Here is a 24,754-nt window from a genome sequence, read left to right as displayed (position 1 = left end):
AACACCGGTGACACTCCCCACCCTTCACTCCGCAGCCGCCCAGCTCAGCACAGTCTCGGACTCGTACAACTCCAGCCACAGCTCCAGGTTCAGGTGACCTTTTGGGGAGGTCCCGCATACCGCGGGCGTCTGGTGCGGATCCATTCACATCCCGCAGTTCTCAATATCAGAACCAACAGCTGTTGGATTTCCAGATCGGCGATTTCTAGAGTGAGCACGCGACGCCGCACCGCGCACTCGCCAAGGCGTCCGGGAGGAGGAGACTCATGCAGCATCGCACCCCCGGCGACCGGCCCGGCTCCGCGATCAGCCCTACCCGTCGACTCGGCGTCGAAGTGATCGGTCCCTACCAGTTCCATCGTCCGACCCCACAGTCCCGGTCGGTGCAATACGGGCGTTGCTCGACGAGAGTGTCGTCATGATGGCCGGCATCTCCAACGCCGACGTCGCACAGATCGACGTAGCCCACGAAGTGCTCGGCGGTCGGCTCATGTCGGTGAAGAACCAGTTCTCGCCCGCCTTCCGCTCCAGCTGGGGAGAACTCGATCACCGCACCAAGCCCGGCCCCGCCTTCCTGTCCCGGAGCCCGCTCGGCAGCATCGCGAACGCGAAGGACCTCGCAGAACGTCACAGCGCGTTCCAGCAGGCCGCCGACGAGGCGGGCACCAGTGTCTACCGAGTCACGCCCGCCTGGGAGCTCGCGCCTGCGCCCGTCGTCATCCCGGTCACCTGGGCCTCTCGCTCCGCAAGCATCCGCGGCTCCGCAGCCGCGGCCGATCTGGAGCTCGCAGCTGACCAGTTCGTACTTCCTTCCGTCTGAAACGTTCAAGTCACAGCGAAAGAGTCACATGAAGACCTTCATCCTGCCCGGCACCAACATGGTGGTCCCCAACGTCGTCCTTGGACTGATGCGCATCCAGGACATGACCGACGAGGCGGTGCGCAGGCTCGTGAACACTGCGCGCGACACCGGCATCACGTTCCTCGATCACGCCGACGTTTACGGCTCGGACGACCACGGTTGCGAGCGTCGGTTCGCTGAAGCCATGAAGCTCAGCTCGTCGGAGCGTGAGCAGTTCGTCATTCAGTCGAAGGCCGGCATCGTCAAGGACGGGCCGTACTTCGACTTCTCTCATAACCACATCATCGAGTCCGTGAACGGTTCACTCCAGGCACTGGGCACGGACTATCTCGACATCCTGTTGCTGCACCGTCCCGACGCTCTCGTCGAGCCGGAGGAGGTGGCCCGCGCCTTCGATGAGCTGTCGGCGACAGGCAAAGTGCGTGCCTTCGGTGTCTCCAACCAGACCCCCCGACAGCTCGACCTGCTGCGCAAGCACGTGACGCAACCAATCGTGGCGAACCAGCTGCAACTGTCGATCACTCACGCGCCGATGATCGCGCAGGGCGTCGCCGCGAATATGCAGGGCCTCGATCAGTCGGTCGTACGTGATGACGGAATCGTCGACTACTGCCGCCTGCACGACATCACCATCCAGGCGTGGTCGCCTTTCCAGGCCGGATTCTTCGACGGCCCGTTCCTCGGTTCCGAACGCTTCCCCGAGTTGAACGCGGTGATCGACCGGCTGAGCGACAAATACGGCGTGCCGGCCGAGGCGATCGCGGTCGCCTGGATCACGCGCCATCCCGCGCAGATGCAGGTCGTTCTCGGCACGACCACGCCAGAACGCGTCACGGCCGCCGCGCTCGGTTCCGACATCCCGCTCACTCGATCCGAGTGGTACGAACTGTTCCGCGCCGCTGGTTACAGGGTGCCCTAGTTCTGCAACGGTGCTTGTTCTGAGTGCTGGGCAGTTTCAGGGGATGTTGCCGCGTCGTTTGTAGTGGCTGATGCGGGCGTGGTGCTGGCGTCGTCTCCGCCAGTGTGACCAGTGCAGAACGTCGTCGACCGCAGTGGGGCGGCGGCCCGTGAGGCGGGTGATCAGGCGTCGGATCTCGGCGAGACTGAGGTGGATGAGCTGGGAGGATCCGTTTCTGCTTTCTCCGTATCCAGTTGGCGGGCCCGCAGGACGGTGAGGCAGGCGTGGGCGGCCATGGCCAGGGTCATGCGGCGGTGCCAGCCGGGATAGCGGCGGGATCTGGTAGTTGTCGAGGCCGCACTCCTGCTTCGCGGTCTGGAATCACTCCTCCACAGCTCATCGGCTGCCCGCGGTGCGGATCAGCTCGTCCAGCGTGGTGCCGACGGGCAGTAAGGCGATGTAGACGGACTGGCGACGAGACCGTCACCGACCTCAAGATCCTCACCGGCCAACGCACGGACCTGGTCGCCGGGGCGCCGGTGGGCTCGTCGGCGAACAGCACCCGTGGGCTGGTGACCAGGGAGCGGGCCACGGCGACGCGTTGTCCCTGGCCGCCGGAGACCTCGCCGGGCCGTTTGCCCGACAGGTCGTCGACCTCCAGGCGCTCCATCCAGGCCAGGGCGGTGCGCTCGGCGTCCTTGCGGGAGGAGCCGTTGAGGCGCAGGGGCAGTGCCACGTTCTCGACGCAGGTCAGTTCCGGTACGAGCTGGCCGAACTGGAAGACGAAGCCGAACTCGGAACGGCGCAGCGCGCTGCGCTGGGAGTCGTTCATCGTGGCCATCTCGCGGCCGTTGTAGGTGATCGAGCCCGAGTCGGGCGGCACGATGCCGGCGAGACAGTGCAGGAGAGTCGATTTGCCGGAGCCGGAGGGGCCCATCACGGCGACGACCTCGCCCGGGTGGATGGAGAACTCGGCGCCGTCCAGGGCGTTGGTGGGGCCGTAGGCCTTGCGCAGGTCGCGGGCCACGAGCAGGGAGCCTACGGGGCTCATCGAGTCACCGCCTCAGCGAGCTTGCCGAGGCGCGCGGCGGTCAGTTCCAGCCACCGCAGGTCGGCCTCGAGATGGAAGAGAGCATGGTCACAGATCAGCTGGTCGGCGAGATCACCCTTGCGCTTGCGGTCGGTGAGGACGCGCATCATGCGCAGGTGTTCCGAGCGCTGGGTGTCGAGCATGTCGGCCGCGTCACGGTCCGTCAGAAGCGCGAGGACGATTTTCGTGTAGAGGGTCGACTGGAGATACGGCTCCGGCTTCTCCGGCGTCGCGAGCCACCGCTGGACGTCGGTGACACCGGCCTCGGTGATCGCGTACCGCTTGCGTTCGGGGCCGTCGCCCGCCTCTATCCCGTCGACCTCCACGAGGCCGTTCTTCAGCAGCCGGGACATCGTCGAATAGACCTGGCCGTAGTGGAGCGGCCGGTCGTGACCGAACTTCTCGTCGAAGGCCCGCTTCAGGTCGTAACCGTGACGGGGCCCGGACTCCAGGAGCCCTAGCAGTGTGTGACCAATGGACATGCGGAGCACTATACACACTGCGTATACACATGGTGTATACGCAGTGTGTGGACTCGTACAACGGTGTTGCGTTTCATCAACCGCTGCGCGGATGTGCCGCCACCTCACGAGCCGTTCGTGGCACCAGCGCATCCCACGGGCCTCGGTCTGCGCGGAAGCTCGAGGCTCGGGCGTACCAAGAGGTCACCGCGGAGCGGGCTCGCCCCACCAACACCAACGAGTGGCCGAGGTGATGGGTGTTGACGCTCGCGGGTGCTGGATGTCACCGGTCTGGCGAGAGGCATCAGGGCCCGTTCCTCAGAACGGCATACATCCAGCACCCGACTCGAACATCCCAAGAACTGCGTCACTCCCTCGGGATGCCCTTGGGAAGGGATTAGCTCTTCAGGTTGCTCCGTACGCGTGAGCCGAAGGACGGAAGTTGTCAGCAGAGGAGGCAGAAGATCCGGTGTACAGGACCGGTTGAAGCGGCCTGGTTGTCACAAGCAAGGCACGCGGCTTGTCACACATGCTCATTCGGCAGCCCTTCTGTCACCAGAAGCGAAGATCGACAGCTTCTCGCTTCCCGAGACGACATCCGGCGTCACTTCACCACAACCGCGTCCTGCTCCTGTGCGTCCTACTACTGAGCGTCGGCAGAAGTCGGCTACCCCGGGGGATCGGGACGCGAGTCATGCAGAAGTACGCGGTTATCCAGCACATCACACGGTTCTTCTGGCCCCCGCGTGGTGCAACACGGCAGCCGCCCACGTTCGCCCGGCAACTGGTGGGGCTCTGGCTGTTCGCGCTTGCCTTCGGGGCCGGGCTCACTGCGATCGGCTGGGACGAGGAGTTCGGCATGGTACTGCTGCTCCTCTTTTATGGCGACATCATCGACGGGGTGCGGTACCGCTGGACGGCCATACTGGCCGCGGTAACAGTCCTGTCGGTTGCCAGCCGGCTCACAAGAGCCGTCCTGCCCGGCTCCCTCGACGATGCCTGGGCGCAGAGCGTTGGCTCCGCTGTCGGTGTCACGCTCGGGCTGGCAGTGAGCGCCGTGATCACACGGCTTCCGGAACGCCGACCACATCGGCCCGCCGGGGGACACGACTCCGGGTTCAGCGGTCAAGGCTCTCCGTAAAGGGAGAGGGCCACCGACCTCGGGGACAACAAGCCTGCCTTTGTGACACCTATCGCGCTTCAGCTCAGCTCGGAGCCTCCTTCTCCCGTCCCGATGCTCTGTTCCTGCCCCATGAGCAGGTGGAGCAGGATGCGGAGAACGGGGCGAGGGAACTGGCGCGTCTCCTCCTGCAGGGCCACCTGGACCTGCGTGCCCGCCAGGAAGAAGCACACCTCACGGCCCTGGAGGCCGGGCCGCACTCACCGCGGGCCGCACCCGTCTGGAGAAGCAGCGCCGTCAACTGGCCACCGTGGTCGGGACGGTGACCATCACCCGGTGCGCACTGCGCGCCCCGAAGCAACCCAACTACTACCCGGCCGATGCGGTGTTGGGGCTCCCGGGTGGGCGTCACAGCCTGGGCCCTGCGCCGGCTGGCGGTGCTGGAGGCCGTCCGCGGCTCCTACGACCAGGCGGTCGAGACGGTCGGACGCCACTGCGGGACAGGTCCACTGGGCAAACGCCAGGCCGAACAGCTGGTGCGTGCGGCCGCGGTGGACATCGCCGCCTTCTATGCCGCCGCACCCCTCCTCCCACAGCCCACACGACGCTGCTGGTGCTCAGCGTCGACGGCAAGGGGATCGTGATGCTCCCCGGCCATGTGCGGGAGGCGACGCGCAAGGCCGCCGAGCGTGCTACCCGCACCTTCCGCACCCGTCTGTCCGCCGGGGAGAAGACGGGTCGCAAGCGGATGGCAACCCTGGCCGTGGTGCATGACGCGGACCCGGCGCCGCGCCGGCCGCATGACATCATCGCCCCGCCCGGCGGCCGCGCCACGGGCCGCATCCCGAGAAAGGGGCCAAAAGCCCGCGCGAAGTGGCTCACCGCTTCCGTCGAACACGACGCGGACCAGGTGATTGCCGCCGCGTTCGACGAGGCAGAAGCCCGTGACCAGCAGCACCAGCGATGCTGGGTGGTGCTGGTCGACGGCGCCGCCCACCAGCTGGAGTTGACCCAGAAGGAAGCCGACCGCCGGGCGGTCACGATCCATATCGTCCTCGACATCGTGCACGTCATCGAGAAGCTGTGGGCGAGCGCACGGTGTTTCCACACCGCCGCCGATCCCGCCGCCGAGACCTGGGCCGGCTTCAAAGCCGCCAGGATCCTGGCCGGCGACGCCTCGGGCGCCGTCCGTGACCTGCGCAGCGAAGCCGCACGCGGCCACCTCACCGACGAACAACGCGCCACGATCGACAAGACCTGCCACTGCCTGGAGAACAACGCCGCCTTCGTGCACTACGACCAGGCCCTCGAAGCCTGCTGGCCCATCGCCGGCGGCATCGTCGAAGGAGCCGCACGCCATCTGGTGGCCGACCGCCTCGACATCACCGGCAGCAGATGGAGCGTTCCCGGCGCCGAAGCCGTTCTCACCCTGCGTGCCCTCATCAGCAACGGCGACTTCCCGCAATATTGGATCTTCCACACCCAGCGGGAACGCGAACGTCTCCATCCTCACCCCGACCAGCACCACTACGAACTCAGAGCCTGACCCTCAAGCTCACTTCAGGAGAGCCGCGCCCGAACAGGATTGTCCCGTGGCTGGAGGAGAACGCCCCGGAAGTCGGTGGGGCCAGGTGATGATCCAAGCTGTCCGTCCCGGCCGCCCGTCCCAGTCACCCGTTCCAGGCCGCCAGCATTTCTGCTGGTCAGCGCCCGTTCCAGCGTTCCAGCGTCCCAACATGATCGTTTTTTGTGGCGGGCGGAACAGATCACGGAACAAGCTGTGGCCGTCCAAGCAGTCCGCTGGACGACCCACTTCCGCACCATGGAGATCTTCGATGCGTTCGCGACTTGCCGCCCGCTCCGCCCGCCTCGCCCTGGCCGTGGCCGCCGCGGCTGCCCTCGCTGCCACCGCGACCCCGGCCGCCACCGCCGACAGCGGAAGCACCGCCGCGCGGGCCTGTGCCACCAACGACCTGACCTTCAAGATCACCTCGAAGACGCAGGCAGGTGGCTACCTCCTCGTCACCGCCAAGGCCAAGTCCGGCATCACCTGCTACCTGGAGGGCGTCTTCCCCTCCGCGTCCTTCGGCTCCGCCGCCGACACCGAGCTGCGGCCCGTCGAGCACAGCGTCAGCGACGACGTCGTCCTCTCCGGCTCCGCCGCCGCCTACGCCGGCATCAACCCCAAGTCCACCAACAACGAGAACGGCAGGCTGTTCGAGAAGCTCCACCTCTCGGTCACAGGCGACGAGGACAACTTCGTCACCCTCGACCTCCCCCACACCGTCCAGGTCGACCGTCCCCTCGCCACCAACTGGCACGCCGACCCCGCCGACGCCGTCCCCTACAGCTGACCCCCGCGACGGGCGCCTCCACGGCGCCCGTCGACAACAGCGTCGCCCGTCTCCTGTCCTGGTGGCGGGCGACAGACAGCTAGCCAAGGAGTTTCCATCCGGCGGAAGTCCTCTTGCCGGGGTGGAGGCTCCTCTTCGTCTTGAACGGTGCGCGTCTCGGCCGGGCAGTCGCGTATGAGGTCCTGATCCGTATTACCTCACCAGCCAAGGTCGGCCCACAACGCTTGGCGTGGCCGTTGTCCCTGGCAGGTTGGGCCGCAATCCCCGCCTTCATCGGCGGCACCGTCGACTACCTCATCACCGTTCAGATCCAAACGCACCAAGCCCGCGACTTCCTCCGCTACGACCGGGCGCTCGCCCGGGGCCGGCCGATCGGCAGCGGCGTGATCGAGGGCGCGGCCAGGCATCTGGTCGCCGACCGCCTCGCGATCACCGGCAGCCGCTGGAGCGCCCCCGGAGCCGAAGCCCTCCTCCCACTCCGCGCGATCATCAGCAACGGCGACTTCACCGCCTACTGGCGCTGTCACGTGCGTCAGGAACACACACGTCTCTATCCCCGCCTCGACCAGGCCGATTACCGCCTGACGGCCTGAACGATCCCACTGCAGGAGAGCTACACCCTTCGAGAAACAGCGCCTAGACGAGTAAGTCCGAAGCCACGCCTGCGCCGCGATGCCTGTGTATCGCCACGATCGTTCTGTTTACAGAACGTTCTGTTTGTGGAACGTTGGTCGCGTCACCGCCAATGCATCAACGGCGCAGTAAGGGGCGGAAAACTATGGAACTGGCCCAGGAGGTGGGCGCGCGGCTGCGCCGTCTGCGCCAGGACCGCGGCCTGTCGCTGTCGGAACTGGCCCGTCGCTCCGGCGTCGGCAAGGGCACGCTCTCGGAACTGGAGACGGGCCAGCGCAATCCGACCCTGGAGACGCTGTACGCGCTGACCACGGCCCTCGATGCGCCGCTAAGCACGGTCATCGGCCCCGCCCCGGTGCAGGGCGCGGCGGTGCACGCGGCGCTGACGGACCATGTGCAGGACGCGGCTGCGGTGTCGGAGGTGTATCGCATCCGCATTCAGGGCGGCGCGGTGCAGCGCTCAGCTGCTCATGTGCCGGGCACCGAGGAGCACTTGCTGGTTTTCAGCGGCACGGCGCGGGTCGGTCCCGCCTCCGCCCCGTTCGAAGTGGGCCCGGGCGGCCACGCCCGGTGGGCGGCGGATGTACCGCATCTGTACGAGGCGGTGGGGAGGGATGTGGAGGGGGTGTTGGTGGTGCGCTACCCGGTGGAATGAGATGCCTACGCCGCACCGCCCTGCGTCAGGCCACGACCACCGCCGATCGGCTATGGGATCCACCGCTGCGGCAGGAGGCCGACAGTATCCAGTCCGTAGGCCGGGAAATGACGGTCGGTCTGACGAGGGCAGGAACAGCCCGGCCTGCCGGAGCCACTGGGTGGCGATTTCGTGCAAAGCCAGCTACGTCATCGAGAGACAGGATGATCCCGGTACATGCCTATACGTATAGCGCGCCCAGACGAACTACCTGCCCTCGTCCAGCACTCCGAGCAGCCCGAGCGCAACGCCGGGACGGCCGCCTACCTCACCGACCTACTTGCCAAGAAGTGCACCCGGCCGGAGTGGTGCCTGGTCGCGGAGGACGAGGCCGGTCGGCTCACCGCGGCCACCGCGCTGTGGACCCTCCCCGGGAACGACGTCCCGATGGCCCTGGTGCTCCTTGAGACACCGTGGGACGAACCCGGCCTGGCCACCGGCCGGGCGCTGCTGGCCGAGGCCGTCGCCCTGGCCGACTCGCTCGGTGCCTCGGAGCTGGAGCACGTCACCGACTCGCCGACGCAGCCGCCGCAGTACCAGGCGGAGCCGGAGCGGCGCGCCGAGCTGCTCCGTCTGGCGGGCTTCGAGCGGGCCCGTGACGGTCGCCGCTTCCGCCGCCGCTCCGGGGTAGAACTCACTTCGCATGATGACCGATTGACCTGGCATTCCCTGCCCAGTCTGGGCCGTGAGCCGTTCATCGCTCTCCTCGCCGAGGCACTGCCGACCAGCGCCGACGCCCAACTCGCCGCCACGCTCGCCCGGCATGGCGCCCGGCGTGCCGCGGAGAGCCTCTTCACGGACATGGAGGAATTCTCGTACGAACCCCGGTGGTGGGAGATCGGCTACGCTCCGGACGGCACGCCGGCTGCCATCAGCCTCCCCGCCCGAAACCCCTCGACCGCGGTGATCGGCTTGGTGGCTGTGTCTCCCGCCTACCGCGGCAACGGCTACGCGACGGCGGTGGTGGCCCGCGGCACGCGGCTGCTGGTCGAAGCGGGCGTCGAGGAGATCCGCGGCGACTGCGACGCGGCCAACACCGCCATGATCATGGCTTTCGAACGGGCAGGCTACGAGAACTTCGCCGACCGCCGGGAGTTCACCCGCCGGTTGTGAGCGGGGGCCGCTCCCGCGCCGTAACGAATACTGAGCGGCCCCTCCCCACCCCGGTTGGTAGGGCTGGACGAGTAGGTCCGAAGTCCTGCGGGCGCAAAGGGAGAAGGATCTCGTTGATCGTTGTGCGACGAACGACATCGAGACCCTTCCGACCGCCCTGTACGTGAAGATCGACGACGAGCTGGCGGGACCACGACGGCTGGGCAGGTCCCCGGCATTGACCGACTCCGAACTCGTGTGCCTCGCGCTCGCCCAGTCGAGGCTCGGGCTTCACCTCCGAGACGCACCGGCTGCGCTACGCCGGCAAGCACCTCACCGGGATGTTCCCGTACCTACTCAGCAATCCGGCTACAACAAGCGGCTGCGGTCCGCGCTCGGCCTGTCGAGCGGGTCATCCGGATGCTGGCGAAGTCGAGCACTTCTGGCTGGACGACTGCTGGATCGTGGGCTCCACCCCGGTGCCCTGCCCGATGTCGCGGCCAACGGTGAAAGGCTCGGACCTGGCCGGATGGGCGGGCTATGGGTGCTGCGCCAGCCACTCGCGGTTCTACTGGGGGCTGAAGCTGAATCTGGTGTGCACTACTGCGGCCGTTCCGCAAGGACGAGAAGGCCCGCTACGGCGAACCGATGCTCAAGAGAGTGCGGCAACTGATCAAGTCGGTGAACGACACCCTCAAAGGTCAGCTCGACCTCGAAGACCACAGCAGCCGCAGCTGCGCCGGAGTCGGGATTCGCGTCGCTCAGCGCATTCTCGCGATGGCCGCCGCGATGTGGCACAACAATGCAACCAAAGCCCCGCTCGCCCGGTCACTGATCGCCTATGACCACTGACCGGAGATCAGACTTACTCGTCTAACGGCTAACGGCTAACGGCTAACCATCATGACCGGCAAAGCCGTAATGCCTGACCGGGTCAGAGGATCCTGCCCTCACGGAAAGCTTGCACGGTCTCCTCGAAGGCGGGGTCGGCGAAGTAGTTCGAGTGGCCCAGGATTGGCGGATAGACGGGGTCTCCCGCGAGGCGGGCGAACGCGGCGGGGTCGAGGAGCTGGCGGTCGACGGGAGACGGGGCGAGGCCCACGGTAGCTCCTTCCCCGGGAAGCCCGGCCGGTGCGAGGATCCAGCTGCCGATCGGGTCAGTGGGGCGGTAGAGGTTGCGCCACCGGGCGGGGCCGTCCCCGGGCGTCAGCAGCCCGCCGATCCGTTCGAGGCTCATCGCGTTGAAGTAGGCGGGGAAGAACCGTACGAACAGACGTGTGAGCGGGCTTCCGTAGGTGAGCAGCCGGACATGCCGGTTGGTATCGGTTGTGGTCTGCAGGACCACGGCTGCGCCGATCACCGATCCCTGGGAGTGACAGGAGAGAATCACTTCCCCGCGCTGGGCGAGTTGGTCGCCTCCGGCCAGATACTCCACCCGTTTCAGCAGATCAGGTACGGTGCGCTCGGCGTAGCAGGGCGGTGCCAGCGGGTGGGTCTCGCGCGGCCAGAACGTGCCGACGTCCCAGAGGATGCCCACGGTGCGCCTGAAGCGCGGACTCTTGTACGCCTGCCGCCCGGCCCACAGGAGTCCCAGGAATGCGGCGCTGAGGACGAGGTTGGCGAGAAAGACGAGCCATCCCTGGTTGGTGACAAAAGCCGGGTCGACCATGAATACGACGCCACCTGCGACGGCAACGGTCGCCGCTGTCGCCAAAAGGACACCGAGAGTCTTCCGGCCGGTGGATTCAAGCAGTTGTGCCCGCGCCCAGGCTGTGGCGATGTCCGCGGCCCGGCGGGGATCGTTCTGTGCGGTGGGATAAGCCTGTTCGACCCCTTGGGCGGCGGCGCGGCGTACACGATGCTGTGACAGCCAGGAGACGGCTCCGATGACGACGGCGGCCAGGGCAAGCAGGGCGGCGCCGGTACCCGCCCAGAAGTAGGCTTCCGGCACGATCAGCTGGGCCTGTTCCCTGCCTCGGCGTTGGGCCGCGGCAGGCGCACCCAGGATCTCGGCCATACGCAGCATCACCCCTGCGGCCAGGGCGCCCGCAAGCGCCCAGCCGAGGAGCGCGACGCCCGTCAGGACCAACCCTCCCCACGGTTGGCGCGGAAGGTTCTGCGCAGGCCGGGCCTTGTCGCGCGTGCGGGTGACGAGTTGGGAGAGAAGGAGCGCCACCAGCATCGTGGCCTGGGCGAGGAACAGCGTGTGGATCCAGGTGACTTCCCAGGGGAGCTGGCCCGCGGCTGGTGGTCTGGCGCTTTTCGATCCCCAGCAGGCGGCCACTCCCGACCCGATGACCAGAGCGAGCGCGGCCCAGGGCAGGACACGGTAGAGGTCAGACTCGGAGGAGGCTTCGTCGCAGCCGTTGGGGCGCGTGCGCCGTCCGGTCCTGGGGAGCACCATCATCAAGACGACGAACACCAGCAGGGCGAGCGCCAGCGCCAGGCACAAGCCACGGAAGAACTCCGCCCAGGTATCCCGGTTCTCCTTGTCCCAGAAGGCCTCATGCGGACGGTCGAGCAGCGGGGCCAGCAGGAACACTGCGATGACGGCGAACGCGGCAGCGATGTGCAGGGATCGGAGCTGGCGCACCGGCCCGCGGCCGTTCCACATACGACGGTCCTCCAGCGGCGTCCGCACAATGGGGGCTGGAGTGCTCTGCAGGACCGGCTGCGCTTCCGCGGCCTGCCAGGTCTTGTTTCCCAGGTACCACAGCAGCATGACCAGTGCGATCGGCACGACGGCCGTCACGGTGAGATGGCGTCCGGGGGTGTCGAGCCAGCCGTAGTGCAGCCAGCGCAACCAGCTCTCGTCTCCGGCACAGGGCCGGACGGTCGCGTTGCCGCACTGCCAGCCGACCAGATCGACCGAGGCCGAGACAGCGCCGAGGACGTAAGTACAGGTGAGCGAAAGGGCGAGCAGCCGCTGGACGGTGGTGCGGAAGGCCACCGCTAGGCCGGGTTTACCAACGCGATGGCCCGGGTCGGTGAAGAAAGCCATATTGAGGAGCATGAACGGCAACAGCAGCAGCCACAGGGCCCGTTGTCCGTCGCCGGATGTCAGGCCGCCCCAGGAGTAGGCCTCGCGCCGAAATCCGTCGGTGTCCTCTCCCGTCGGCGCAGTCTGCCATTGACGCCGGTAGCAGCCGGCCTGCGCGTCTCCAGCGATGAGGGCGACGCCCGGGTGGTCGAGCGAGGATGCAGGAGGCGTGCCCGAGACGCCATGGACCCGTAGCTCGGTCCATCCCCCGCGGCCGCGGTTGGTGTAAAGGCCCATTGCCGCCTCCTGACGAGCCGACCCCATGCTCCCAGGATCGGGGCGATGTCTCAGGCCCGCCAGCCACCGGACGACGCCCTTGTGCCGCACCTGCACGCGCCTGCGGTCACAGAGCTGAAAACCAAGCCGGACTCATCGACCGCATCCCCGGCCGAGACCCATCGCCGACGCCATCGCCCGGGGATGGGACGTACACGCTTCCGCGCCCCTTCACGGCGGAGGGCTGCCGGCCCTGGCCACCGTCGAGCTCGCGGATCTTCTTCACCCCCGGCTGAGCATCGCCCAAGCCTGCCTCCTGGCCGTCGCGTCCTGCCCCGGCGTCTCGAGAGTGCTGCTGTCGGCCTCGACTCCGGCACACTGGGATACCGCTCGCACCGCCCTCAACGAGCCGCCTCTGCCCGCCGAGACCCTGCGGAAGGCCCTCGATGTACTCGCCCCCCACCACCCGGACTGACGAACAGCGCACCCTGGCCGCCCAGTCGGCCGCCGCCCACGCCCTCGGCATCACGTTCACCGGCCCCCGCCAGTGGGGCTACCAGGGACGGACCCTCGGCCAGCAGGCCGGCCACCCTGCCCACGGGGCCTGCTGGCTGCGCCTTGTCTCCGCCCCCGCCGAGAAGGCGAACGGGAAACTCTGGGACGGCACCGCAGAGGCCGCCGCCGCGTTCCCCACCGTGCATAAACCCGCCCTGCACGGCCTCCACGACCTGGACCACGACGGCTTCGCCTTCCGCGCAGAGCTGTTGGAGTTCATCACCAGTCCGACGTGTTCACCCGAGCCCGTCCTGCGCACCGAACGGAACCTGGCCCCGGCATGGTGGACGCGCCTGCGGTCCGATCTCGACACCATCGCCGCCACCCGCACCACTCGCGTCGCCGTGCGGCAGCAGTGGATCGTACGGGCCCTCCCCCAGCACGCCGGGGTGCCAGCACCGGACATCACGCACTGGGTCACGGCCCACGGCGACCTCCACTTCGCCAACATCACCGAGGACCCCATCATGTTGGACTGGGAGGGCTTCGGCACCGCCCCCCTCGGCTACGACGCCGCCATGCTGTACGCCTACTCCCTGCTCGCACCCGCCACCGCCGCCGCCATCCGCCGGGAACTGCCCATCCTGAACACCCCAGCCGGCACCACGGCCCTCCTCGTCGTCGCCGCCGACCTCCTCCAGTCCTGCTCCCGCGGCGACCACCCCGAACTGGCCAACCCCCTGCACTCCCTCGTCACTTCCCTCACCTGAGAAGACACTGCGGATACGAACCCAGGACTTGATACGCAGCAGATAGACGAATCCGCAGGACCAGTGCGCAACAGCCGTGAACCACTCCCGCAGTTACGCAGGGAGCTGCTGTACATGCGGTGGCCATGAGCCCTCCGGCGACAGAGGGCGGGCCATCCGAACGGGCTGAGCTCTTGAAGGTTCTTCCCAGATCGGTGCTCGCCTTGCCTACCGTCACCGAGATGGAAGCCGAGTATCTACGCCATGGCGTGCCTTTGGCGGACTACCAGCTGACCCGGGCCGACCACAGCCGGCAGCACGAGGCGGTACAAGTCCATGAGTGGCTTCAACGCCACGTTGCCCAGGCGCCTCGCTGGTCAGACAGCATTTGCGAGCAGATGCAGGATCTCCTCGGTCCTCCGACTCCTGCGTGGGAGCTGCAGCGATGGCGGCTGCGCTTGTACTGCGGGCACGTCATCGAGGCGACCCGTCTCCAAAAAAGCCCCCGGCCCGATGGAGGACACGGCGACAAGGAGCGCTGCCCGGAATGCGGTCTGGACCCCGCCGTGATCGTCGCCTTCGAGCCGCTGGAGCCCGTCGCCGCTCCCCCACCGGACAAGCGCTCCCGGATGCCCAGCCACTCCACCCGGAAACCACCCGGAGTTCGGCGTAGCAAGGCCGAACTGGTGGTCGAGAACGAAGCGTTGCGTGCGGAACTGGACGCCCCTGCGAGATCAGGCAGAGACCGGCTGCACACCCTCGAAGCAGAGACGTCGACAAGCCCTTCACTCAGGTCTAGCGGTCGGTGAGTGCACATGGGCGGGCCTGGCCCTGTGTCGAGACGTTTGTCGCTGCCGCAGTCCTGTGGGCGAGCTCTGCATTGCCGAGGGCCGAGCCGTCCGGCTACCGGCCGGTCCGCGGGCGCCTGCCGCACCACGACTGCTCCGCAAGGAATCAGCGAAATCCCGAACCAGGTGCCAGGACCGCCCGTACACCGGGCACCATCGCCGTGCACCCGCGCCGGCCCCAAGTTCGGGCGCGTGGCGGCCGCTTGGGTGCGGTCTGGATGACGGCGAAGGCCTACCCAAGCTGTGCGAAGGGATGCCAAATGGCCGGGCATACCGCCGGCAGGAGTCAAGAGTGGGGCCCGTCCCAGGAATGCGAGAGGGCCCGGATCGTGTGGATCCGGACCCTTCAGCAGTAGCGGGGACAGGATTTGAACCTGCGACCTCTGGGTTATGAGCCCAGCGAGCTACCGAGCTGCTCCACCCCGCGTCGGCGATTCCTACCGTACGCCATCGCAGAGGGTGCGAAGACCACCGTCTCCCGCAGGGCCTCTATGAGGCGAAGCCGACGTTGGTGGAGCCGTGAGCACTCACCAACCAGGACGGACAGCGGCAAAGGCTGATCGAACATGCCGCGCACCCGCCCAAGGGCTTGACTCAGCCTGCCCGCATGCAGAACACAGCAGCCCATGGCCGAACTCGCAGACGGCCGGGCGGTCTTGAGCCACGCGCAGCGCTGTACGCGGAGATCAGGATCTCGTGGTCAATACACTCCAGCAACACGGACAGCAAGCAGCTTGGCGGCGTCCGCTTCCTGAGGCATGGCGCACTGTAGTTCCTGTTGAATCTTCCGAACTGCGTTTTCGTACGCTCCTGAGCGGTCCCCGCTGTCGATGGCCTCCCGGAACCCGGTGAGTTCCTCAAGGGTTGCGGGGCGCTTTCCGTAGTCATGCCGAGGGAAGAGAGGGTCGAAGGACGAGAGGATCTCGCTGTTTTCCGCATACGAGATCCACGTAGATCCTGCCTCGCTCACTCTTACAGACAGAGCGACCGTGTCGCGGGAAACGGAGGCGAGGATTTCGTCACTCGCAAGGTACGGTCCTTCCGACTCGACGACGAAGGACCAGTCGCCGTGGGTTCCGGCACGCAGCAGCGGACCACTGTTCTGGAGCATGCCACTGCTGTTCAACTCATCCGTGTTCAGCTCGGGGACGTCATCTTCGTCAATGTCTTCCCCGAGCGCTTTGACGGCATCTGCTTCGAGGCGGGTCAAGGGGACCGGCTGAATCTCTCTTCCTGACACCCTGGTCAGAAGCTCGGTGGGGGAAATCCCTCTCACGAAGAGGGCACAGTACCCAGTTCCGTAGAGTTGCGAGTTCGGGAAGATGTCGATAATCACGGTGCTGCCTCGTTTTATTAACCCAACCACCACTGCGCAGGCCGGACCGCTCATTCCGCGCGGGTATCAATCCACCGGCTGGCCGACGTCCACCCAGTAGGCGTCTCCCTCAAGGAGACGCCACTCCACTGTCCTCCTGCCGAGGTCGCCGCCCGCGCCCTCATTCTGGTTCTTCGGCATGCTGGCGCGAGCGCACTTTGCGTCTGCGGCAGGCATCTTGCCCTGGTTGAGTCCGGGCCAGGTGAGGGACAGGTACTGCTTGCCCTCGATGGTCTGGGAGGTGACCATGTGCTGCTGGCAGGACGCTCCAGAGGTGACCCCCAACTGTCTGCCGCTCTCCTTCGTCCTGGCGAACGGGACTCGTCGCACTGAACTCGCGGGTGTCGGCGATGACGACCTGCACGTTCGCAGAGAACCCGCGGCTCGAGGCACCGACCTTGCGGTCGCGGACCGGGACAAGCGTGCCGTCCACGACCCACAGCCGGTCCGTGGCATCGGCGGGGCGTGAAATCGGCTCAAACGCGAGGAGAGGCCCAACCCGCTGGATCACCCTCCACACCGTGGCTGGCGAGACCCCGAACAGTGGAGCCAGCTGCCTCATGGTGAGGTTCGTCCGGTAGAAAGCCTCCACCACCAGCACCCGGCCGGCCAGCGGCAGACAGCACGGCCGCCCGATTCGCGGCCCGTCGCCACCCCGCTCCCGGACCTCCTTCAGCAACCGCTCGAACTGCTTCATCCGCAGCCCCGTGAACGTCTCCATACACAACGGATCAGCCCTCAGCACCCCACCCATACAAGGGAAATGCCCTGCTCACGGCCTTCTCCAACACGCTAGACTCTGGCAGCGATCACGGGAGCTGTCACGGTCGGTGAAGGACGTGTTCGATTCCCGTGTCTGAGCCCGGGCGCGGTGTGCGATCGCGGGCCGTGGAAGGCCATTCCGGCCATGCCGTGTCTGTCAGGGGTGGTCGTGACGGCCCGCGAGGGATCCGCCTATCCAGAAGGGCAGTTCCTTCTGATCCTTGCTCAGTGACCGTCGTATGGCATTGACCAACTGCACCTGCGCCTGAGCAGGCGCACGATTGGCTTGGGCGAACTCCTCCGCGCTCAACGGATCACGCGACGGGTCGCGTGCCGGATCACGCGCCACCTGGTCCAGGAACGCGCCGATGGCCTTGCCGAAGTTGTCGATCTCCGCCGCGACGTCGGCGGGGGCGACCAGGCTGGCACGGGTCAGGACTGCGCTCCACTCGCTCCAGTCGTAGTCCCATCCCTGTCGGCCGGCATGGGCGCGGCTGATGGTCATCGTGAACTTGGCGTAGTGGCTGATCAGTTCCTGGTAGGCGATCAGTTGCTTGTCCCGCAACCACTGACGGTCCTGGGCCCGGTGCGTGACAACGCCCCCGACCAGGACCCCGATCGTGACGGACAGCGCTCCCGCAGCCGTTGTCACCAGTGAGTCCAGCAGCGCCACCCCAGGCCCCACATCCCCTGTCGCCCGAACGCCAGCGGCTCGAACCTAGCGGTGACCAACCTCCCGTGACAATGCCCAACCTGCGCCGACGCAAGCCGCCGCGGCGGCGGCGGGCCACGCGAGCAGGATCATCTTCCGAAGGAGTTCGAAATCGGCGCGCCCATACAGCTGCCTCTTCATCTTTGATGCGGTTCACGGTGCCCTCGGTGCCGCCCGAACTCCAGCGGAGGGTGCGCTTGGCGGTGACGGCGTCGAGATCATTGGTGAGGCCGCGGGCGAAGCCGGTCACGCCGGGCAGGTCCGCCACGAATGCCTTGTCGATCCAGGCGGGTCGCTGTCCATGACACGTGTTACGCACGGATCGCCGACCGCACCGTCGCCGACGAGTACTTCGCCGTCTCGGAGAAGGTTGAGGCACTCTACGACGCACCGCGTCAGCTGCCGGCCGATGCCGAGGGCACGGAGATGGCCAAGCTCCGCCGGAAGATGCATCGCCCGATGCTCGGCAACGGCTACTGCGCTCGCCCCGTCGAGATGGACTGCCACTTCGAGTCGATCTGTGAATCGTGCACGTTCTTCGTCACCACGATCGAGTTCCGGCCCACCCTCGAACGCCAGCGAGACGACGCGGCAGCGAAGGGACAAGTCACACGCGAGCAGATCTTCGACGGACTCCTCAGCGGACTCGATGGAGAAGCGTCCTGACGGCCCCATTCAAGCTGAACGATCCGGCCAGATGTGATGTGACGCCGATATCAACAAAAGGGCGCCCGATGGGATCGCAAGGCGTCCGCACTGCGATCCCATCGGGCATGCAGTTATCCACGCTGCATCACTCCACGGCGCCAGGCGCTTCGACCGTAAACGTCACAAATTCGATCTCGGCATCAGAGGGCAGGCCGGGATAGTGGCCCTGGAGGCCCTTCTTGAGCTGGTCGATGCTCGTGAAGCCATCGAGCCGAGCCTGTTCGGCGGTGAGGCGATCGAGCCGGTGGCGTTCGATGCCGGTGACGGTGCCCTCCAACGTGCGGGGGGCTTCGTCGTCCTCGAAGAGGAAGATTGCGGGACCCGGCGCGATCGGATCTTCATAGCGGACGGTGGAGGTCTTCCGTCCGGTAGCAATGTCTTTGTAGTAGCGCTTGTTGAACCGAACAATTCGACGCGCATCCGCATCGGGGTAGAAGTAGGTATCCGGCAGAAGCCTCCGGATCGGGCGCAGTGCCGGTCCGTCGTCGGTCGGTACGGCGACGAAGACGTCGGGGTGGAGGTCGAGAAGCGCTTGGCGGCAGCGGCCGCACGGCGGGATCAGGCCGCGGCCCCGATCTCCCGCGGCAGCGATTGTGACGAGCGGGCCGACTCCCGCTGCTGCGGCGGCACCGAGCACGACGAGCTCGACGCACGGTCCGCCGGTGAAGTGGTAGACGTTGACCGCCTCATGGATCCTGCCGGCCGTGTCCATCGCCGCTGCGGCCACGGTGTGGTTCGGGTCGCTTCCGAGGGAAGCCGCGAGCCGTTCCGCAGCCTCTATGACGCGGCGCTCGGAGTCGAAGAGGTTGATGGAGACCATGGCGCCGACCCTAGATCGACCCAGCCGGACTCCTCGACACAATTGTTCTCATGAAGCTTGCCCTCAGCGTGGTCGGCGGCTTGACATCGAGACCCGCATATTAGAGGAGTGCCGGTCGGTCAGGTCCGCTACGACAACCTCACACCGGTGCCGCAGGTGGACAGCCTCGACCAACTCAACGCCCGGTTGGCCGAGTTCGAGGCGAAGGAGGACGAGCGGCGGATCGGGACGAGGATGCGGACCATCGCGCAGGACTTCACCCGCGAGGCCGGCCATCTGCTGCCGCTGCCGGACGGTCCGTTCGAGACCGGCATCATGCTCACTCCCCGCGTCGACCGCTACGGCATGATCACCGTGAAGATGTGCCGGTACTCGGTCCCGGTCCGCTTCATCGACCGCAAGGTCGCTGTCACGCTCACCTGCCACGACCGTGGAGCTGAACCAGATCAACTGGGATTCCCGGCACCCCCACGTCTCAAGTGAGCTGGCCGCCGCATGTCAGGGGCCCAACTCGGAACCAGATCAATTCAGATGGACAGCCGGTGCCATCTATCGCGACCAGTCACACGATGGGTGGTCGTTCGGGATGGGCGGCGGATGTTCACGCTGGCTGGCGAAGGCCCCGAGTCGATCGCCGGAGCTGCCGCGATTTGTGGCAGCGTCCCGGCATCGGGTGAATCTGCCGCCGCTCTCCGTCCTATCCCTTGCTCCATCTATCGAATTTCGATAGCTTCTCATCGTTGTTCGATGGGAGGATAGGTCGTGGGAAAGCTGACAGTGCGTGCGCTGCGCGCCGTGCTCGGCGTGGTGCTCGCCGGCACCGTGTTCGTGCAGGCGGGGATGGTGTGGGTGCTGGTCAGTGGGAACGATCCGGAGGACGGGTCGCTCCCACTGACCCCGCTGCGCGTGATCACGATCCTGGGCATGACGTCGGTCCAGGTCACCCTGGTCTGCGTATGGCGGCTGGTGACAATGGTGCGACGCGGAACCGTGTTCTCCCACGCCGCCTTCCGGTACGTGGACGGCGTGATCGGCGCGATCGTGGCGGCCGCCCTCCTGTGGTTCACGGTCACGGCCATCAATGCTCCGGGCCAGCGGGACGACCCGGGCGTCACGGTCATCATGGGCGGGATCGGCCTGGCCATTCTGGGAGTCGCGCTCATCGTGCTCGTACTGCGGATGCTGCTCACCCAGGCCGTCGCCCGCGACATCGAAGCGACGCAGATGCAGGCCGAGTTGAACGAGGTGATCTGATGCCGATCGCCGTCGACATCGACGTGATGCTGGCCAGGCGGAAGATGTCCGTAGGCGAACTCGCGGACCGTGTAGGGATCACGCCCGCCAACCTGGCGGTACTCAAGAACGGCCGCGCCAAGGCGGTGCGCTTCACGACGCTCGCCGCGCTCTGCGAGGTACTCAAGTGCCAGCCGGGCGACCTGCTGCGTTGGGAAGCCGAGGACGCCGCAGGTGGGGTTCTCGACGTTCCGTGATCCGAGGTTGTCCATGCGACGGGCGCAGTGGAGAGTGCCGTCGGAGCGGCTCCTACTCGGGTGGCCGCATGGAGCGCAGTCGGTCGGCGATGTCGTACACGGTCAGGCGCAGTGCCCGGATGTCCGCGATCAGGTCGCGCCACGGCTCGTACGCGGCCGTGTCCACGCTCTCCCCGGATGCCCTGACGTATGCGACGGCGACGCCGTACGCGAAGAACTCGTTGCGGGCCGGCAGCGGCCGCAGCAGCACGATCTGTTCCATGAGCGCGGCTGCCCGCCAGTAGGTGTCCGGCGATCCCACGTCGAGTTGCGGAGTGTTCACCCGGTGTCGCGCCACGGCGGCGACAAGTGCGGAGTAGTCACGGACGCCCAGCTCTTTGCCGAGGAGTTCCTCTTGGCGGTCGAGGAGCCAGCGGATGTCGATGTACAGGTCCAAGGTCAGGCCACCCGGCGAGTGGTACGCGTGGTCTCCGGCAGTCCGCCGAAGTCACGATCGAACGCCTCGGCGATCCCCGGCTGCGACACCGCCTCACGGAATGCGTTCGTCGCTACACCCAGTTTGAGCTGGTTCTCCTGCTCTATGGCCAGCTCTGCGAGGAGGGCACGCACGCTCGTATTGCGGGCTTTGGCAATCGCTGAGAACCGGTCCCGGGTCTCAGCGTCTACTTTCACGGTGGTGTCAGCCATACCCTGAGTATGCACCAATGACTACCTTCATGAATACCTCTCGCGAGACAGATTCGGCCGCGCCCATGAGCCTGAGCACGACAGGTGTCGCATTTGCACGACATCTGTCGTAATCCGCGTTCTGCCTGCTGCTCCTGCTGCAGGTTCTTGCTGGCCGACCTCCACGGGATCCGAGAAGCGGCGTTGTCAGTGGACTCCGCCAGGGTGTGTGTCGTGGACGAACTGGTGGAGCGTCTCGGCGATCAAGATCGTGTACTGGCGGTGGTGGTCAGTCGCCGGCAGGCCATCCGGGAGGGTTGGCTGCACCGGGTCGCCGTGACGGTCTGTCGTGATGAACGTGGGCGGATCCTGGTTCACTGGCGGTCGGAGCAGCTGTCGCGCTTCCCCACGTCGACGAACCGGCTTGGATTGGCTTGGGCTTTCTCGTCCCAGACGCGGTCGCCTGCACGCTGGTGTTCCGGCGACAGCTGCGGCGAGGGCTCTTCGACAAGGCGAGAGCTCGCTGACGCTGAGGATGTAGACAGAAGGCTGCAGGAGCGGCTGCGTCACCGGCCCAAACCGACACAAGAGTCGCTACATCCTGGCGCCTTCGGATGTTTCCTGCCCATGCGGAACCTGCGTACGGACGGTTCCGTTACGAGGCACGTCCGGCTCCTGGCCGGGGATCGTCCGCGTGGGGCGAAGCGGTGCACGGCCGCTCGGTGTCGATTGCCGTGCCCTACAGAAGTGATTCTCACGAGGTTGATGCCGTCCGCCCGAGCACCTGACCGAAAGTGTGGGGTCCGCCTGACGCTCGCCGACCCCGTACGCCGAGGCAACCGCCCTCGCCCTCATACACACAGGCCACTCAGATGCCCGCTGCTGCTTGACGCACCAACCGCATCGGCTGTCTGCTTCGCCACCAGCACCACTCACTCGGCGATTCGGCCCTCGAACTGCGAGGGCATTGGCTTCAGGGGACATGAGGGCGTCGGCCAACGCCTTGATCCGCGCGCGCAGATCGGGGCTCACCGCGGCGAGGTTGTCTTCCGTAAGGGCGTGCACGGGCAGACTGTCGCGTGCGGTCGTCGTGCCGACCTCCTTCAGGCTTCGGCACCTCGATCGAGGATCAGCCGGTGGCCGTTCGTCCAGACACTCGCTCTGACGTCAGGACAAACGCCCAGCTCAGAGGGGCAGCCCGTACACCACACCGTGCACCAACTCGTCGGCGCACAGGAGTCAGCCTGCGGGGGTGTTGTAGTTGACAATCCCCTCCACCATGAGAGCGACAGCACCGACCAACGGGTTGGACGTTCCCATGCCCATGACGTCGGGCAGCTTGTGTGCCTCGCTCTCAGTGACGGCCACCATCCCCCAGAACGCGTTGAAGCCCGAGGGATCCGCCGGCTTGTCGGTGGCCGCCCCCACGGTCAGGACGCCTCCCGCCTCGGCCACGGCCAACGCGCCCATCTGCCGCAGCATGTCGTGATCCCGCTCCTCGGCGGCCACTACGCTCCAGCCCGTCACCTCCACCTGCCGTAAGGCGTCGAGGAGCTTGCCTGGCGTGTCCGACCCCGCGACAACGATGTCAGGCAGCACGAGAGCCACCGGCCCCTGCGTCATCGGCAGGGCGGACCGGATCGCCCCGTCGAGACCAGGTCCGAACGATTCGCCCTGGTAGACGAAGATCATCTGGAAGGTGTCGGCATAGCGAGCGAGATAACTCACCGTGTCCAGCTTGTGTGTTCCGAACACGACGACCAGGCGCACATTGAGTCCGCTCTTGGCGAGTTCGACGACGGCTTCCAGACTGCGGTCCAGCACGGTGACCCCAGGAGCCAGACAATGCAATTCCTTCGAGTAAGGCGCACCGAAACGGGTTCCGTTTCCGGCGCAGGGCAGGATGACCGAAACATCAGGTACGGGTGTGGACGAACTCTGCATCGCGTAGCACTCCGGTTGTGTGGACGATGGGGGATCTTGCACACCTCGGCGAGCACAGACTGCCCAGAGCCGGCCGACGCCGAACCTCCGACCCCACGCGCACCGTAGCCACTGAGAGGACTGTTCCCGGTAACTCCCGAAGGATCAAGTCTGCTGCCAAATAGGCGAATTGGCCGACGCGACCAAGCGCGATGACGCAAGGCAACCGGCGCCTGCCCTGGCCGACACGCGGCCTACACTGCTGCCGATCATTCCTGACGACCGATGTATCGCCGCCGCCGGCCATCACCCCAAGCCCGGGCGGAAGCAACACAAGCGCACGGAAGACTCGACGAAAGAGGACGCTGAATGCGGGTGCTGTTGTCTACATACGGGACACGTGGCGACGTCGAACCGCTGGTGGCACTCGCGGTGCGGCTGCGGGCGCTCGGCGCGGCTGTGAGGATGTGCGCCCCGCCGGACGAGGAGTTCGCCAAGCGGCTCGCGGGTATCGGAGTGCAGTTGGTGCCGGTCGGGCCACCCGTCAGGGAGTTGATGCGCGGGAAGAGCCTGCCCTCGGCAACAGACCTCGCCCGCTACAGGAACGAGTTGGTCGAGACACAGTTCGACACCTTCCCAGCCGCGTTCGATGGATGTGACGTGGTGGTGGCCGCAGGTCTGGGGCAGGTCGCCGCGCGATCCGTGGCCGAGGCCGCGGGTATCCCCTACGTGTTCGTGAGCTACGCGGCGGTCCACCTGCCGTCGCCGCACCACGCGCCACCGCCGCGGCCGGGCTGGCCGGAGCCTGAGGTCGCGGACAATCGGACACTGTGGGAGTTGGACGCCCAGAACGTCAACGCGCAGTTCGGCGAGGCACTCAACAGTCACCGGGCAGCCCTCGGTCTGCCGCTGGTGGACAACGTGCGCGATCACATCCTCACCGACCGTCCATGGCTGGCGGCGGACCCGGTCGTGGGAGCGTGGCGGGAGACCCCCGGCCTCGACGTCGCTCAGACTGGCGCATGGACCCTCGCGGACGAACGGCCCCTCCCGACGGACCTGGCGAGGTTCCTGCACGCGGGCACCCCGCCGGTCTATGTGGGCTTTGGCAGCATGTCCCCGGCCGAAGGCATCGGCGGCATGGCCGTCGAGGCGATCCGCGCACAGGGGCACCGCGTGCTCGTGTCCCGCGGTTGGGCCGACCTGGATCTCGTCGACGACGGGGACGACTGCTTCGCCATCGGCGAGGTCAACCACCAGAACCTGTTCGGCAGGGTGGCCGCGGTGGTCCACCACGGTGGCGCGGGTACGACACTGACGGCGGCCCGGGCGGGCGCACCACAAGTGGTGATACCTCTCCAGCTGTCGGACAACCCGTACTGGGCCGGCCGGGTGGCGGCACTGGACCTCGGTGCGGCCCTCGATGCTCCGACCACGACCGTCGGATCTCTGGGCATCGCGCTCAAGACCGCCCTGTCACCCGAGACCCGGGCGCGTGCCAAGTCCCTGGGAAGCCGGCTCCGCACCGACGGGGCAGAGTTGGCCGCGCGCTGGTTGGTCGACGGGGCGCGGTGAACGACGCCCGCCCGTAGCGCTCGGGAGCGCTCGGGCCGGTCCGAGCGCAGGGGCCCCGGCCGGGGTGAACCCGTCCGGGGCTTCGGCAAGCGAGGACCGCGGCCCAGTGGTTGATGGTGCTGCGGCTGACACCGCACCCTCGGTTGCTGGCTTCGGGCTCATGGATCACGG

At 66.9% G+C, this 24,754-nt stretch carries 22 protein-coding genes, 1 tRNA gene and 6 pseudogenes; 17 read left to right on the top strand and 12 right to left on the bottom strand.

What is annotated here, in order from left to right; translation table 11 throughout:
* The first annotated feature begins 397 nt into the window (after nucleotides 1-397).
* Together OG718_RS51805 and OG718_RS51800 are read left to right on the top strand one after the other, a co-directional pair.
* On the top strand, nucleotides 398-820 hold the full coding sequence (locus tag OG718_RS51805) for an aldo/keto reductase (RefSeq protein ID WP_328847584.1): 423 nt from the start codon (nucleotides 398-400) through the stop codon (nucleotides 818-820).
* A 28-nt stretch (nucleotides 821-848) separates the two neighbouring features.
* Nucleotides 849-1,781, top strand: coding sequence for an aldo/keto reductase (locus OG718_RS51800; protein ID WP_306942956.1), 933 nt, complete (start codon nucleotides 849-851; stop codon nucleotides 1,779-1,781).
* A 161-nt stretch (nucleotides 1,782-1,942) separates the two neighbouring features.
* Here OG718_RS51800 and OG718_RS51795 read toward each other — a convergent pair.
* The 3 genes and pseudogenes from OG718_RS51795 to OG718_RS51785 form a co-directional block, all read right to left on the bottom strand.
* Nucleotides 1,943-2,228, bottom strand: a pseudogene (locus OG718_RS51795) (IS701 family transposase); the annotation flags it as partial.
* Nucleotides 2,229-2,292: 64 nt separating this feature from the next.
* Nucleotides 2,293-2,811: pseudogene (locus OG718_RS51790) on the bottom strand (ABC transporter ATP-binding protein); the annotation flags it as partial.
* Nucleotides 2,808-3,332, bottom strand: coding sequence for a PadR family transcriptional regulator (locus OG718_RS51785; protein WP_328847583.1), 525 nt, complete (start codon nucleotides 3,330-3,332; stop codon nucleotides 2,808-2,810). The pseudogene OG718_RS51790 and the gene OG718_RS51785, both read right to left, overlap by 4 nt.
* Nucleotides 3,333-4,005: 673 nt before the next feature.
* Here OG718_RS51785 and OG718_RS51780 point away from each other — a divergent pair.
* The 7 genes and pseudogenes from OG718_RS51780 to OG718_RS51740 all read left to right on the top strand — a co-directional run bounded on the left by OG718_RS51780 (nucleotide 4,006) and on the right by OG718_RS51740 (nucleotide 10,056).
* Nucleotides 4,006-4,452 (top strand): hypothetical protein, encoded by a 447-nt coding sequence (locus OG718_RS51780; RefSeq protein WP_260695757.1) that lies wholly within the window; start codon nucleotides 4,006-4,008, stop codon nucleotides 4,450-4,452.
* Between the two features lie 44 nt (nucleotides 4,453-4,496).
* Nucleotides 4,497-5,977, top strand: a pseudogene (locus OG718_RS54565) (ISKra4 family transposase); the annotation flags it as partial.
* A 289-nt stretch (nucleotides 5,978-6,266) separates the two neighbouring features.
* Nucleotides 6,267-6,785 carry a DUF4232 domain-containing protein gene (locus tag OG718_RS51760; protein WP_328847581.1) on the top strand — a complete coding sequence of 173 codons (519 nt, stop codon included), beginning with the start codon at nucleotides 6,267-6,269 and terminating at the stop codon, nucleotides 6,783-6,785.
* A 140-nt stretch (nucleotides 6,786-6,925) separates the two neighbouring features.
* Entirely contained in the window at nucleotides 6,926-7,378 is a 453-nt protein-coding gene (locus OG718_RS54560) for a hypothetical protein (protein WP_443055311.1), read from the top strand.
* Nucleotides 7,379-7,563: 185 nt separating this feature from the next.
* A complete protein-coding gene (locus tag OG718_RS51750) occupies nucleotides 7,564-8,073 on the top strand; it encodes a helix-turn-helix domain-containing protein (protein ID WP_328847580.1) in 510 nt (169 codons plus the stop codon).
* 216 nt (nucleotides 8,074-8,289) lie between these two features.
* Nucleotides 8,290-9,225 carry a GNAT family N-acetyltransferase gene (locus tag OG718_RS51745; RefSeq protein WP_328847579.1) on the top strand — a complete coding sequence of 312 codons (936 nt, stop codon included), beginning with the start codon at nucleotides 8,290-8,292 and terminating at the stop codon, nucleotides 9,223-9,225.
* 85 nt (nucleotides 9,226-9,310) lie between these two features.
* A pseudogene (locus OG718_RS51740) lies at nucleotides 9,311-10,056 on the top strand (IS982 family transposase).
* Between the two features lie 82 nt (nucleotides 10,057-10,138).
* On the opposite strand, the gene OG718_RS51735 reads toward OG718_RS51740, so the two are convergent.
* Nucleotides 10,139-12,481 carry a hypothetical protein gene (locus tag OG718_RS51735; protein WP_328847578.1) on the bottom strand — a complete coding sequence of 781 codons (2,343 nt, stop codon included), beginning with the start codon at nucleotides 12,479-12,481 and terminating at the stop codon, nucleotides 10,139-10,141.
* Between the two features lie 425 nt (nucleotides 12,482-12,906).
* On the opposite strand from OG718_RS51735, the gene OG718_RS51730 reads away from it, so the two are divergent.
* Nucleotides 12,907-13,725 carry a hypothetical protein gene (locus OG718_RS51730; protein ID WP_328847577.1) on the top strand — a complete coding sequence of 273 codons (819 nt, stop codon included), beginning with the start codon at nucleotides 12,907-12,909 and terminating at the stop codon, nucleotides 13,723-13,725.
* A 221-nt stretch (nucleotides 13,726-13,946) separates the two neighbouring features.
* Complete coding sequence (locus OG718_RS51725; RefSeq protein ID WP_328847576.1) at nucleotides 13,947-14,513, top strand: hypothetical protein; 567 nt, start codon at nucleotides 13,947-13,949, stop codon at nucleotides 14,511-14,513.
* A 392-nt stretch (nucleotides 14,514-14,905) separates the two neighbouring features.
* Here OG718_RS51725 and OG718_RS51720 read toward each other — a convergent pair.
* From OG718_RS51720 to OG718_RS51700, 4 genes and pseudogenes are all read right to left on the bottom strand, one after another.
* Nucleotides 14,906-14,979: transfer RNA gene (locus OG718_RS51720), tRNA-Met, on the bottom strand.
* Between the two features lie 273 nt (nucleotides 14,980-15,252).
* Nucleotides 15,253-15,888: a DUF6461 domain-containing protein gene (locus OG718_RS51715; protein WP_328847575.1), complete on the bottom strand. Its 636-nt coding sequence runs from the start codon at nucleotides 15,886-15,888 to the stop codon at nucleotides 15,253-15,255.
* A gap of 175 nt (nucleotides 15,889-16,063) precedes the next feature.
* Nucleotides 16,064-16,681, bottom strand: a pseudogene (locus tag OG718_RS51705) (helix-turn-helix domain-containing protein); the annotation flags it as partial.
* Between the two features lie 165 nt (nucleotides 16,682-16,846).
* Nucleotides 16,847-17,362 carry a hypothetical protein gene (locus OG718_RS51700; RefSeq protein ID WP_328847574.1) on the bottom strand — a complete coding sequence of 172 codons (516 nt, stop codon included), beginning with the start codon at nucleotides 17,360-17,362 and terminating at the stop codon, nucleotides 16,847-16,849.
* 309 nt (nucleotides 17,363-17,671) lie between these two features.
* On the opposite strand from OG718_RS51700, the gene OG718_RS51695 reads away from it, so the two are divergent.
* Nucleotides 17,672-18,067, top strand: coding sequence for a hypothetical protein (locus OG718_RS51695; protein ID WP_328847573.1), 396 nt, complete (start codon nucleotides 17,672-17,674; stop codon nucleotides 18,065-18,067).
* Between the two features lie 127 nt (nucleotides 18,068-18,194).
* Here OG718_RS51695 and OG718_RS51690 read toward each other — a convergent pair whose 3' ends face one another.
* Complete coding sequence (locus tag OG718_RS51690; RefSeq protein ID WP_328847572.1) at nucleotides 18,195-18,929, bottom strand: ASCH domain-containing protein; 735 nt, start codon at nucleotides 18,927-18,929, stop codon at nucleotides 18,195-18,197.
* A 108-nt stretch (nucleotides 18,930-19,037) separates the two neighbouring features.
* On the opposite strand from OG718_RS51690, the gene OG718_RS51685 reads away from it, so the two are divergent.
* The 3 genes from OG718_RS51685 (at nucleotide 19,038) to OG718_RS51675 (ending at nucleotide 20,419) form a co-directional block, all read left to right on the top strand.
* Nucleotides 19,038-19,412: a Mu transposase domain-containing protein gene (locus tag OG718_RS51685; RefSeq protein ID WP_328847571.1), complete on the top strand. Its 375-nt coding sequence runs from the start codon at nucleotides 19,038-19,040 to the stop codon at nucleotides 19,410-19,412.
* Between the two features lie 279 nt (nucleotides 19,413-19,691).
* On the top strand, nucleotides 19,692-20,183 hold the full coding sequence (locus OG718_RS51680) for a DUF2975 domain-containing protein (protein WP_143643278.1): 492 nt from the start codon (nucleotides 19,692-19,694) through the stop codon (nucleotides 20,181-20,183).
* Nucleotides 20,183-20,419 carry a helix-turn-helix domain-containing protein gene (locus OG718_RS51675; RefSeq protein WP_055611208.1) on the top strand — a complete coding sequence of 79 codons (237 nt, stop codon included), beginning with the start codon at nucleotides 20,183-20,185 and terminating at the stop codon, nucleotides 20,417-20,419. Before OG718_RS51680 ends, OG718_RS51675 begins: the two co-directional genes overlap by 1 nt.
* A gap of 52 nt (nucleotides 20,420-20,471) precedes the next feature.
* Here OG718_RS51675 and OG718_RS51670 read toward each other — a convergent pair whose 3' ends face one another.
* Together OG718_RS51670 and OG718_RS51665 are read right to left on the bottom strand one after the other, a co-directional pair.
* Entirely contained in the window at nucleotides 20,472-20,855 is a 384-nt protein-coding gene (locus OG718_RS51670; RefSeq protein WP_328847570.1) for a toxin Doc, read from the bottom strand.
* 2 nt (nucleotides 20,856-20,857) lie between these two features.
* Nucleotides 20,858-21,106 carry an antitoxin MazE7 gene (locus OG718_RS51665; RefSeq protein ID WP_143643280.1) on the bottom strand — a complete coding sequence of 83 codons (249 nt, stop codon included), beginning with the start codon at nucleotides 21,104-21,106 and terminating at the stop codon, nucleotides 20,858-20,860.
* Between the two features lie 225 nt (nucleotides 21,107-21,331).
* Here OG718_RS51665 and OG718_RS51660 point away from each other — a divergent pair.
* Nucleotides 21,332-21,493 (top strand): annotated as a pseudogene (locus OG718_RS51660) (NTP pyrophosphohydrolase); the annotation flags it as partial.
* A gap of 831 nt (nucleotides 21,494-22,324) precedes the next feature.
* On the opposite strand, the gene OG718_RS51655 reads toward OG718_RS51660, so the two are convergent.
* On the bottom strand, nucleotides 22,325-22,909 hold the full coding sequence (locus OG718_RS51655) for a hypothetical protein (RefSeq protein WP_328848018.1): 585 nt from the start codon (nucleotides 22,907-22,909) through the stop codon (nucleotides 22,325-22,327).
* A gap of 468 nt (nucleotides 22,910-23,377) precedes the next feature.
* On the opposite strand from OG718_RS51655, the gene OG718_RS51650 reads away from it, so the two are divergent.
* A complete protein-coding gene (locus tag OG718_RS51650) occupies nucleotides 23,378-24,583 on the top strand; it encodes a glycosyltransferase (protein ID WP_328847569.1) in 1,206 nt (401 codons plus the stop codon).
* Nucleotides 24,584-24,754 lie beyond the last annotated feature (171 nt).

The organism is Streptomyces sp. NBC_00258 (assembly GCF_036182465.1).
Taxonomy (GTDB): domain Bacteria; phylum Actinomycetota; class Actinomycetes; order Streptomycetales; family Streptomycetaceae; genus Streptomyces.
Note: the sequence above shows the minus strand (reverse complement) of the source record. Positions and strands in the feature narration are given on the sequence as shown.